The organism is uncultured Bacteroides sp. (genome assembly GCF_937912035.1).
Lineage (GTDB): Bacteria > Bacteroidota > Bacteroidia > Bacteroidales > Bacteroidaceae > Phocaeicola.
Genome location: NZ_CALDPF010000044.1, coordinates 1 through 12,033 on the forward strand (window position 1 = coordinate 1; position 12,033 = coordinate 12,033).

Genomic DNA, 12,033 nt, shown 5'->3' on the forward strand with positions numbered 1-12,033 from the left:
AACGCCCTTTGCCTATGATATATCAAAGCGGATATCTTACAATAAAGGCTTACGATAGAGATTTCAACACCTTTCTTCTTGATTTCCCGAACAATGAGGTAAAAGGCGGATTCCTTACAATGGTGGCTTTGTCATATCTGCAACCAACTGTATAACACCTTCTATCTCATTATGCGTCTAGTGAGTGTTTATACTGTCTATGCAGAGAAAGTTCAGAGCAAGGGACGTGTGGACTGCATAGTGGAAACATCGGACTATGTGTATATCTTTGAGTTCAAACTGGACGGTACGGCCCAAGAGGCACTTCAGCAGATAGAGGAAAAAGGATATGCGCGTGAATATGCAACAGACGGCCGCCAAGTCTATAAGATCGGAGCATCATTCTCTTCTGAAACCGGTACGATTAGCGACTGGGTAGTAAATTAGCGAAATATAATCTACCGCATACCGCAAAATCATGCAATAATCATAATGAATATAATATAAATGAAAAACTTCTTATAAAATGTGATACTACTATTTATGCGGACGAGATTACAAATCTCTTTAATGAACTCCTATAGAGTTATTTAAAACAATCAAAGCACTTCTAGTATTTGTTTATGATAATTTAGAATAAAAGAATGACCTTGTAGGAATTCTATATTTAAAAGACCTAATTTATTATTGCCTATTATGAAATCCAATATAAAATCATCTTTTCCTATTTTGAATTTTACATTTCTGCACAACAATTCTGTTTTAATTGATAATTTATTTCCGATATCTGCCGATTCTTTCTGTATTATTTCTTTTGGTCCATCATAGATGTCTAATTGCAATTTATTATTTCTACAACCCGTATCAAATATAAAACGAGTATTTTTTTTGCCAACCTTTCCTTCTAAAACTATATAATCAATTGCTACATCTGAATAATGTCTGTGATTTTTCCACTTGTAAACAACCCCTTTTACTTTTTTATTACAATCATAGGGTTCAATAATACTTTTTTCCATATCAAATTTCCAAGCCCCTTGTTTAAGGATATTTGCTCCTATAATAAACTTAGGTGCATATTTTTGATAAATACCAGAAAGATCCGCGACAAGGCAATGAACTTTAGTGTATATTTTACCACAGAAGAATAAAGAATCAATAATAGTACTAGAAATTTTTGTCCTATTTTGATTAACATAAATTGTTTCTAATGTGTTTTCTTTTATTCCACAAGAATCAATGGCAAAAATTGAATCAAGAATGCACAAAGAACATCCTGTATCAATTAAGGAAGATATTGTAAACTCTTTTTTAGCATGGAATATTTGTGTATCAGAATACATAAATTTATCCCTGAAAACAAGTTTAGACTGAGAACTTGCAGTAGTAATAACTGCAAATAACACACTTAATGATATAAAAAAGGGCTTCATAATCATCTAAAGAAAATTTCTTTCAAAATGTCGCCTATCCAAGGATCTTTCATCTTTTCCTTGAATGAATCATATTTGAATTTAAAGCTCTCCTTATTATATGGTTTATTTAAATAATAACGAAAACTATCCCTGTTGAGTATAATTGATTTATATAAAGTTGTATTATCATTGGTTAAAGAATCATTTAATGCATTTACAGTTAATGTATCAGCATTGTTGATCTTATTATTGCTTTCCGTTCCAGCAAAAAATACAGAACTATTTATAGAAACAACCAATAATATAAATATTTTCGTAAAATTACTCATGTTTATTTTGAAGTTTATAGTTCTAAATTCGTGCGACTTTTTACTATTAATTATTATTCATAATTACCTCTAAAGTGGTAAACTAAACGTGGAAAATCTTCATATTTCTTACCATCAACCCATAATTCCAGAGGTGATATATTAAACATTATGAAATTATGTCCTACTTCAGCGTCCCCACCAAAAGTCTGAGCAAAAACAATCCGAATAGAAGGAGGTGCTCCATAACCGCCTAATACGTCGACATCCTTAGGTCGCAATCCAAAATTTATATTCCAACCGTCACTCTGATGAAAATCATAACCAGCAACAACTTCCACCTCTCCAATTTCACGCAGGCGCTCCGACAGGCCTTCATCTGAAATCAGTTCTACATATGGTAATAATGACATATTGAATTTGAGTGAATCGCGTGAAACAGCTACTGCATTCTGAAGTTCTGTTATACTTGAACCTTGATAATAGTCTACTTGTACAGTGCCATGATAGGTTCCTTTCATGTCGAATAGCATCTGTTGTACTTCTTCTTTAGAAAAGCCCTCTTCCTCTTTATTACAGCTAATAATGGTAAATGTTAACAGGAACAATATCATTATTCCAAATAGATTTTTTGTTTTCATAATACTTTAATTAACTCAATTATTTGTACTAGATTATCATTCAAATCAGCTAATATCGCAAATATAGTGTTTATAATCTAATACGGATTCTATCCTCCATTTTTTTGTAAAAAAGAGTCTAATATTCTGCTAATTATAACATTATATCTGTGGTACTTACATTTTTTACTCTTACATACGATTCTTCTGGCTCTCACCTGCTCCGGTTCCTTTGTACTTGCTCTTGGTTGTATTGAACTTATAGCGGACAGTTAGTCTGACTGTACAGTTATTCGGTTCTTCAGTCATGTGCATGGTCTGCATATTGCTTACATACATCATAAAATCACGCTTATAGCTGTTGAACAGGTTTGTTGCGTCCAGACGGATATTCAGTCTGTCATTGAGAAGACTCTTCTGCAATGCCATATCCATTCTCCAGGAAGGTTTAAGGAATCTGCCGTTCTTCATGTCTCCCTTACTTGTGTACATAAAATCCGCATCCAGCATGAAGCCCAAAGGCAGACTCAGGTTGTTGTTCCATATAATCGTACCCATCGGATTGTCCAGACTGAGGTTGCCTTGAGGAGTCTGTACATCGTACCACTGCTTGTTCAGTTGGAATCGCCATTGTGGTTTCCAGATACCGATAGTAGGAGAAAGTGTCACACCGGCAAAAATCTTGTCGTATACTTCCGCATTGGCAAGTGACATCAGCATGATTGTAGGATCATTCTCGTCATACAGACTGGTTACATTGAGAATATCGTTCTTCACACGGTTATATCCTACAGACAATTGCAACCAGCGGTATGTAGCTCCCAAAGTAAGGTTATGCGTAAACTTAGGGGCAAGCAACGGATTTCCGGTTTCATAGGTATATTTGTTTATCAGCAGAACGCTGCTTCTCAAATCCCAATAGGAAGGTCTTGCTATGTCAGTACGATAAGCCAGCTGGAAATTCACACGGTTGACGGGAAATGCAATGGAAAGCGTAGGAAACAGATTGCTGAAGTTCTTGCTTTGCTCATCCACACGGATATCTTTCTCAAAATAATCGGATGCATTATACTCGTATCTCAATCCAGCTAAAGCCTGTACGCTGCCAAACTTCCGGCTGTATTCCACAAATGCCGCACCCATATTCTCGCGAATCCGACTGTCATCGTCCGAAACAATACCTTCCGGATTCAAGTTGACGTTCCTGCGGTTCGTATAAGTATATTCACCACCAAACGAGAATTCACCACCGCAGAAAGGTCTGGAAAGAATCAGCCTTGCAGCATAAAGCGTGTTGTCAATGTCATTGAAGATAGATACATAACGATTGTTCTCGCTTCCGTCAGCCAGTTCTGTCTTTTCATCAAGATAGCTTGCCTTATCGCTCTTATCCCAATATCCGTCCAGGTTCAAGTCTATGCTCCAGTCCTTGACTCTGCCGTTATAATAGGCATTCACCTGATGATATTCGGAACCATTGTCTATGATGTTGGGGCTGTATGTCTTTTCCGACAAAGCACCGTCACGATACACATCCGTATTAGTTTCCATCAAGGCATTTGAATAAGGAGTCTTGTGATAATCGTAACGTATTCCTAAAGCCGAATTCTCATTAATGGTATAGTTTACGGCTAACCGGGCGTTAAAGTTTTTGGAAGTCCAGTCATTGAATGTGGTGGATTTCTGCTGCCAGTGTTCCTGCAAATAAGTATCCTGTACAACTTCTTTTCTTATCCAACCGTACATTCTTGATCCATACAGCATACCGGACAAATCCCAGCCATCCTTTCGGTAATTGAAGTTAAGCTGTTCCAGTGCGCTCCAGTCTCTATTATACTCGAACATGGCACGGTTATCAAAGCCGAATCCTTCGCCTTCCGCTTTCTTGGTGATGATGCGTATTACGGAGGTTACTTCCGCGCCGTATCTTGCTCCCGGATTATTGACCACTTCCACAGATTTTATATTCTCTGCCGAAAGTCTGTCCAGTTCAGAGTTGTCAAGCAGTTTCCGACCGTTGACATAGATCTCAGGAGTACCACGGCCGAAAACATTGATTTCGCCATCTCTCGAGGTAACATTAGGTATCTTGTCAAGCATCTGTTCCGCAGTTCCGGCTTTTTCCAAAGCAGTACCGGCCACTCCAGTTACCATAGCATCTCCCTTGATACGTGTAACAGGAAGATTGCCTTTTACCACCACTTCACCAAGCATCTGTGCATCCGAAGCGAGCTGCACGATTCCTATATTTGCCGGAGATACAGGCTTACAAACGGTTCTATATCCGATAGATGATATTTTTACAATCTGGTTTTGTGATGTTGCCTCCAGAGTGAAAGTACCGTCCTCACCGCTGATGGTTCCGCTTACAAACGCCGAATCCGGCAGCGATAACAACACTACATTGGCGTATGGCAACGGCTGGCTGTTCTCGTCAATGAGTTTTCCGCTTACGGTCTGTGCGGATACTCCAACTGAAACAACGGCACAGACAGATATGAAAAATGTTCTAATTTTTCTCATTTTTATAGTCTTAAATGTTTTACAAACGACTCTTCTGGCTATCCCCTGCTCCGGTTCCTTTGTACTTACTCTTTGCAGCATTGAACTTATAACGTAGGGTCAAACCTACACTGCGGCGAACTTCCTGATTTATCGTCATAACCCTGTTTCCGCTATACAAAACAGTTTTTGCTGCGCTGGAATTGAATAAGTCATCAGCCTGAAGCCTGACACTCAGACGTTCATTAAAAAAACTTTTATATAATCCCACATTAGCATACCAGCAACCTTCAGCTACATACGCATTTTCATTATCTCCCGGAGTATCTGCTCCCAAATCTATATCCAAGCCAAATCCAAGCGGCAAACTGAAGTGATTACGGAACGTAAACGACCCAATAGGATTATTAAAATTTTCCACGCTACCGAGTACATCTATTTTGTACCACTGCTGAAGTAACATAAGCGTAAGCTGAGGAGACCAGATACCTATGGTTGGAGCAAGTGTCAAACTGGAATAAAGTTTATCCGACGCATACCTGTTGTAATAACTGAACAAAGAAACAGTCGGGTCATCTTCCGAATAAGCCTGATTGAGTTGAATGATTGCGTCACGGCCATGAATATAACGTGTATTGAAATACAACCATTTGTACGAAAGATTAAACGAAAGCCTGTTTATAACCGAAGGTCGCAAAAACGGATTTCCGCCTTCGTAAGTATAACGGTTGACATACGTAGTACTACTTCGGAGCATCCAGTAAGGAGGTCGGTAAATGCTTCCGGTATAACTCAACTGCAACTGGGCCTTGCCTACAGGCAACGAAAGAGAAACGGAAGGAAACACATTATCGTATGTACGGCTCTGCTCGTCTATTCGCTTTCCTTCCTCGTAATAATCCGATGCCAGATGCTCATATCGTACTCCTGCCCTCACCTGTAACTGACTGATACGGAAACCGTATTCTGCAAAAAGAGCAAAACTGTTTTCGCGGATGCGGCTTTCGTCATTATCCAGAATTCCCTCAACATTCCTATAACTGTTCAGACGATTGGTATAAGTATATTCACTGCCTAACGAAAAATTTCCTTTCCATAACGGATGTTCCGCCACAAGTTTTGCCGCATACAGTGTATTTTTATCATTGCTCTCACTCGTAACAGTCTGTTCTTTCCGTTCACCGTCTGCTGAAAGAATTTCTTCCAGCATTTCCTGCGGTATTCTATTCTCCTGCCAAATTCCGTCTACATTAAAGTCAATATGCCAGTCTCCCACCAGTCCGTTATAATAAGTATTCAGCGTATGCCCTGAACTTACATGATTCTGCCATCCCCCACTGTTGCTTTTCTCATAAGGGATATTGTTCTGAGCTACATCCGTCTGCATATCAATATCATCGTGAAATTTAGGAGTGCGGTCATAATTATAACGCATACCCAGTGAATGGTTTTCATTAAACTGGTAATTGAGTGACAGCATTGCAGCTATGTTCTGAATATGTTTCCAGTTATACAAATAAGATTTCTGCGTCCATGTGCGGTCCAGAAAAGTTTCCTGTTCGATGTGTTTGTTGTTTTCGCTGCGTCTGTCATTACCCGAAATCATACCCGACAAATCAAAGCCTCCTTTACGATAATTGAAATCAAATACATCGTTTACCGTCCAGTCATAACGATACTCTGTATAGAAACGGTTGTCGAAACCGAAACCTTCTCCCTGCGGCTTCTTGGTTTTGATTCGGATAACGGCATTCACTGTCGCGTCATAGCGCGAACCAGGATTGTTCACCACTTCCACACTTTTGATGTTATCGGAAGAAAGCTGGCTCAGTTCGGAATTGTTCCGTACCTTACGACCGTTGATATAAATCTCCGGAGCACCCGCACCGAACACACGGACTTCTCCATCATCGGCTGATACTCCAGGAAGCTTGTCCAACAAATCCTCCCCTGTCCCTGCCTTTTCAAGGATACTTCCCTGCACAGTAGTAACCATTGCATCACCTTTCAGCTGCATCTTGGGCAAATCAGCTTTCACCACCACTTCTCCAAGCATCTGTGCATCCGAAACAAGCTGTACAATACCAATATTTGCCGGAGATACCGGCTTACATACGGTCTTATATCCGATAGAAGATATTTTCACTATCTGGTTTTCCGATGTGGCCTCCAGAGTGAAAGTTCCGTCCTCACCACTGATAGTTCCGCTAACAAATGCAGAATCCGGCAAGGATAAAAGTACCACATTGGCGTATGATAAAGGTTGGTTCTTCTCGTCAATAAGTTTTCCGCTTACGGTCTGTGCGGATAGGCTTACAGGCAAGAGGACCATTAAAGATGTTAATAATAAGGTTTTAATCGCTTTCATTATAAAGAAACTTTTTAGGTTATTATTGCTCATGGTTTATATCTCCGAATGCAAAGTTATACCATATAACAATACACCTTCTAAAAAGTATCTCTACATTTAATCATTAACAAAATACGGCATAACACACTGATTATATGTGCATTATGCCGTATTATACAATTATGTCAATCTCTACATTTTCTATTTTCAGAACTCAGCCACCAACCTATCTAGTGTCATATCCTCATTAAGACCACCTTCCAACGATTCACTCAAATGCTTCTTCAGACGGAACTTCTTCTGGGATACGGAAGAGACACTTACACCGAATATCTCCGACATCTGAGTGTTGTTGAAACGGAGCTTGATTAGGATACAAAGATGAAGTTCCTGCTTAGTCAGTGTCGGGCAGATACTTTGAAGACGGCTCACGAAATTGCCGTAAGTACTTTCACACATTTGTTCCAAAGTCTCCCATTCAATATCATCCAGAACACGGCATTTCTCCCTAAGTTCCTTCACCAATCTGTCATTATCTACAACATAGTCGGCAAGCATACGTTCACGTTGCTTCAGGTTAAGGTTCTCTTCTGATATGCTACGGAATTTCTCTGTATCACGGCGGACCTTGTCAAGTCTTGAAGTATATTCGGCAATATGCTGTTGCAGGGTGTTTATATTCTCAGACAGCCTGCCATTCTCTGACTGAAGACTGTCTATCTGTTCACGGTATGATTCTATATCTTCAGCATTAACTTCCTGATGAGATATCTGCTCCTGCAGTTCCTCCATATAGCGGTTGTTCTGCATGAGACGTGTCTCGTATTCGTGCAGTTGAAGCATGAAGTCCTGTAGCTGTTCGGATTGTTTGCGGATAGTGGTTTCCTTACGGACAAGACGTTTCTGGTAAAAATATGCTACAACAGCTATAACCACAATAAGGCATATTGTAATGATGAACAGCATACGCTGCACATCCGCCTTCTCCAGCTTCAGACGCTGCTGCTCGGTAATGAGTTTCTGGTGGTCGTACTTCTCCTTATAGGCGATAATTTCCTTGCCCTTATCAAGAGCTATGATAGAATCGTTATAAAAAAGAAGTGAATCGCAATAGGTCTTCAGGTATTTACGGTACCTAGGACTATCACTTATTTTATATAATAACTCATATATCAGAGCTTTCGTATAAACATTATCAGTGTCTAATGATTTTTGAAGATAGATGTAAGCAGAGTCATGTTCATTCAGATAATAGTAATTCTTACCTATAAGAACTGTTGACTGATACTCAACCGGTAATGATTTTGACAAAACCAAAGACTTTTCCAAGTTTCCGCTATTGGAATACACTAAAGCAATCTCAGTTTGAACTTTATAATAATATCGGTCTGTTCCAAGTCCTAATTCCAAAGCTAATGAAGCACATTTATTATATGTATCGATTGCCTTTGTAAGCTCATTTGTAAGACAATAACTCCTGGCCAGGTATCTTAAAGCAGTCATTTGATAACGCTTATTCGAATCCTTAACTGCATAATCGTATGCTGTGGTACAAGCTTCAAGTGCATAATCAGCAAAATTACGGAACAAATACAGCTTCCCTAAAGAAAACATTATCAGATATCCGGTCTTATAATCGTCTGTTTTCTCCACCTCTGTTTTACCTTGCAGATAATACTGCATGGCTTCCTCTATATTGCCGAGTTCATAATTGATATCCCCCATATAAAGGGCTGCCATCGCCTTTCTGCGGGCATTATCGGTAGGCTTGTAATAATTGTATGCAATCCTCACAAGGGAATCAGAGGAGATTTTCATCACTTGTTTGTACTGAGCCTGAGTCACCAACAGACACCACAGCGCATGGTTCTCCTTATCCCAGCGTGATGAAGGCATCGGCATGGTCTCCAAAATATGAAGTGCACTGTCCGGGTGGTCGAACATCACAGATTCCGCATGAAGCAGTTCCGGAAGCGGTGTTTTCTCCTTGCGGTTTCCGCTGCATTGGATATTCAAAAAGGCTGTACAAGCAATCAGAATGTACAGAATATAGTGGGTTATCTTTCTCATTTCACAAAAATTTCATGCAAAAATAAAAATAATCCAACACTATACACATCAATTCGTACATTTTGTTAAGTAAAAAGGGCAGCCTTAATGACTAAAGCCACCCTAATCTGAATTTAAGAGAGTTTTTAAACTAATTGAATCAAAATATCCTTACATACGGCTCTTCTGGCTGTCACCGGCACCGGTTCCCTTGTACTTGCTTCTGGTTGTATTAAACTTATAGCGGACAGTCAGGCTGACACTGCGTGCATTGGGGTCGTTATACATCTTGATAGTACGCACCTCTCCGGAATATAAAGTTCCGTATTGTTTTTGAGTATTAAAGATATCATTTGCCTGAAGAAGAAAACTCATTCTGCCATTCATGATAGATTTATGCAAGCTTCCGTTTACCGACCAGCTCTGTTCGTCCAATCTGGTATTCTGCATATCGCCTATACTCATCCATCTGACACCCATGTTTAAAAGGAATCCCATAGGCAATTCAAGACTGTTGTCCCAGTTAAGCATAAACAATGGCTTGTTCAGATTAATGTAACCTTCATGGCTTTCCACCTCCAACCATTGTTTGTTCAAGCTGGCTGTCCAGGAAGGCGACCATTTACCTATGGTAGGAGCGGCAGTTATAGCGACAAACAGCATGTCATAAGCAGGAGAATTGTTCTGGCTTATCAATGCGATGGTAGGATCTTCACTTGAATATGGATAACTTGTATTAAAGATATCATCTTTAACATGCTGGTATCCGGCACGCCCTGACAACCATCGGTAGGATACACCTAAGTTAAGTGAGTTTGTCATGACAGGTCTCAACAACGGGTTTCCGCCTTCATAAGTATAGCGATTGATATATGCCACCTGGCTGCTCAGTTGTGAGTAACGCGGACGCTGTATCTCCGATCTGTACTGTAACATAACCTGTGTTTTTCCCAGTGGGAAGAAAAGCGATGCCGAAGGAAACACATTATGGTAAACTTTACTCTGATCTTTCTGATGTTCATCATTTACATAATAATCAAAATCATCGTACTCATATCGGACGCCCAGCTGAGCGTTTACTTTGCCAAATGCCTTGCTGTATTCTGCATAGGCAGAAGCGTTGTTCTCATTAATTTCATCTTTACTGTCGGATATGATACCTTCAGGATTACGATAGTCCATGCTTCTGTTCATATATCCGTATTCTGCACCAACAGAGAAATTACCTCCCAATAAAGGGCGTGACAATACAACCTTGGCAGCGTAAAATTCATATTCAGTGTCACTGTATGTAGTTACATTGCGGACAGAGTTGGTTCCGTCCATGGCATTTATCTGCTCATTGACCAGGTTGTCCGCATCAGTTGTCTGCCAGATGGCATTACCGTCGACTTCCATACGCCAGTTACCAAGATTGCCGTTATAATACAAATCAAGAGTATGTTTGGTATAATCATTAAAGCCGAGTGAAGAGTTGTCAGAAGATTCATAATCCGTTCCATCACTGAAGACATCGGTATATACATCCATATAATTTTTGTAATACGGTTGCCTTGAGATACGATAATATGCGCCCAACGAATGATTGTTATTAAACACATAATTCATACCCAGCCTACCGGTAAATGTCCTGCTCCGGCTTTCCACATCGGTAAGACTTTCCTGCTTCCAGTGTTTATCCAGATAAGTATCCTGAACAGCCTGATGAGTCTTCCAGTAATAGCTGTCAGAATAAAACAAAAGGCCAAACAAATCAAAGTTATTCTTGCGGTAATTAAAATTGAACTGGTCCAGCCATCCCGCTTTCTTGTTGTAATCTCCCATTAAACGATTGTCAAAGCCAAAACCCTCACCTGCCGTTTTTTGTGTATTAATACGTATAACAGCCTTCACAGATGCATCATAACGAGCACCCGGGTTCATCACGACCTCCACATTCCGAATACTAGTACTGGATAACTGGTCAAGTTCTGAAAGGTCACGTACCTTACGTCCGTTTATATAATACTCCGGTGTTCCTCGTCCCAACACTTGCAAACCGTTGCCTACATCTGCCACACCAGGCAACTTGCGCAATACATCATTGGCTGTACCGGCATAAGACAGTTTGCTGTTCTTTACCTCAGTGACCATGGCATCACCCTTAACGCGTGTTTTAGGCAAATCACCCTTTACCACCACTTCACCAAGCATCTGTGCATCCGATACGAGCTGCACGATACCAATATTTGCCGGAGATACCGGCTTACACACGGTCTTATATCCGATAGAGGATATTTTCACCAACTGATTTTCCGATGTTGCCTCCAGAGTGAAAGATCCGTCTTCACCGCTGATGGTTCCGCTAACAAAAGCAGAATCCGGCAAAGACAGTAATACAACATTAGCAAAAGGCAGTGGTTTGTTCTTCTCGTCAACCAGTTTTCCGCTTATAGTCTGTGCGGATAGAATTACAGGCAAAAAGACCATTAAAGATGTTAATAAAAAGATTTTAATCGCTTTCATTATAAAGATACTTTTTAGGTTATTATTGCTCATGGTTTATATCTCCGAATGCAAAATTAGAACATATAACAATACACCTTCTAAAAAGTATCTCTACATTTAATCATTAACAAAATACGGCATAACACACTGATTATATGTGCATTATGCCGTATTATACAATTATGTCAATCTCTACATTTTCTATTTTCAGAACTCAGCCACCAACCTATCTAGTGTCATATCCTCATTAAGACCACCTTCCAACGATTCACTCAAATGCTTCTTCAGACGGAACTTCTTCTGGGATACGGAAGAGACACTTA

7 protein-coding genes and 1 pseudogene are annotated in these 12,033 nt (G+C 39.8%); 1 reads left to right on the top strand and 7 read right to left on the bottom strand.

Annotated elements, in window-relative coordinates; genetic code table 11:
- Positions 1-426: pseudogene (locus Q0486_RS13125) on the top strand (PD-(D/E)XK nuclease domain-containing protein); the annotation flags it as partial.
- A 152-nt stretch (positions 427-578) separates the two neighbouring features.
- Here the strand turns inward: Q0486_RS13125 and Q0486_RS13130 are convergent.
- From Q0486_RS13130 to Q0486_RS13160, 7 genes are all read right to left on the bottom strand, one after another.
- Positions 579-1,412: a hypothetical protein gene (locus Q0486_RS13130; RefSeq protein ID WP_299234195.1), complete on the bottom strand. Its 834-nt coding sequence runs from the start codon at positions 1,410-1,412 to the stop codon at positions 579-581.
- 2 nt (positions 1,413-1,414) lie between these two features.
- Entirely contained in the window at positions 1,415-1,723 is a 309-nt protein-coding gene (locus Q0486_RS13135) for a hypothetical protein (RefSeq protein ID WP_204405108.1), read from the bottom strand.
- Between the two features lie 53 nt (positions 1,724-1,776).
- On the bottom strand, positions 1,777-2,316 hold the full coding sequence (locus Q0486_RS13140; RefSeq protein WP_299234201.1) for a DUF4840 domain-containing protein: 540 nt from the start codon (positions 2,314-2,316) through the stop codon (positions 1,777-1,779).
- 198 nt (positions 2,317-2,514) lie between these two features.
- Positions 2,515-4,845: an outer membrane beta-barrel protein gene (locus tag Q0486_RS13145; protein WP_299234203.1), complete on the bottom strand. Its 2,331-nt coding sequence runs from the start codon at positions 4,843-4,845 to the stop codon at positions 2,515-2,517.
- 19 nt (positions 4,846-4,864) lie between these two features.
- Positions 4,865-7,192 carry a TonB-dependent receptor gene (locus tag Q0486_RS13150; RefSeq protein ID WP_299234206.1) on the bottom strand — a complete coding sequence of 776 codons (2,328 nt, stop codon included), beginning with the start codon at positions 7,190-7,192 and terminating at the stop codon, positions 4,865-4,867.
- A 189-nt stretch (positions 7,193-7,381) separates the two neighbouring features.
- Positions 7,382-9,244: a hypothetical protein gene (locus tag Q0486_RS13155; protein ID WP_299234209.1), complete on the bottom strand. Its 1,863-nt coding sequence runs from the start codon at positions 9,242-9,244 to the stop codon at positions 7,382-7,384.
- A 150-nt stretch (positions 9,245-9,394) separates the two neighbouring features.
- A complete protein-coding gene (locus Q0486_RS13160; RefSeq protein WP_299234212.1) occupies positions 9,395-11,728 on the bottom strand; it encodes an outer membrane beta-barrel family protein in 2,334 nt (777 codons plus the stop codon).
- Positions 11,729-12,033: the final 305 nt, after the last annotated feature.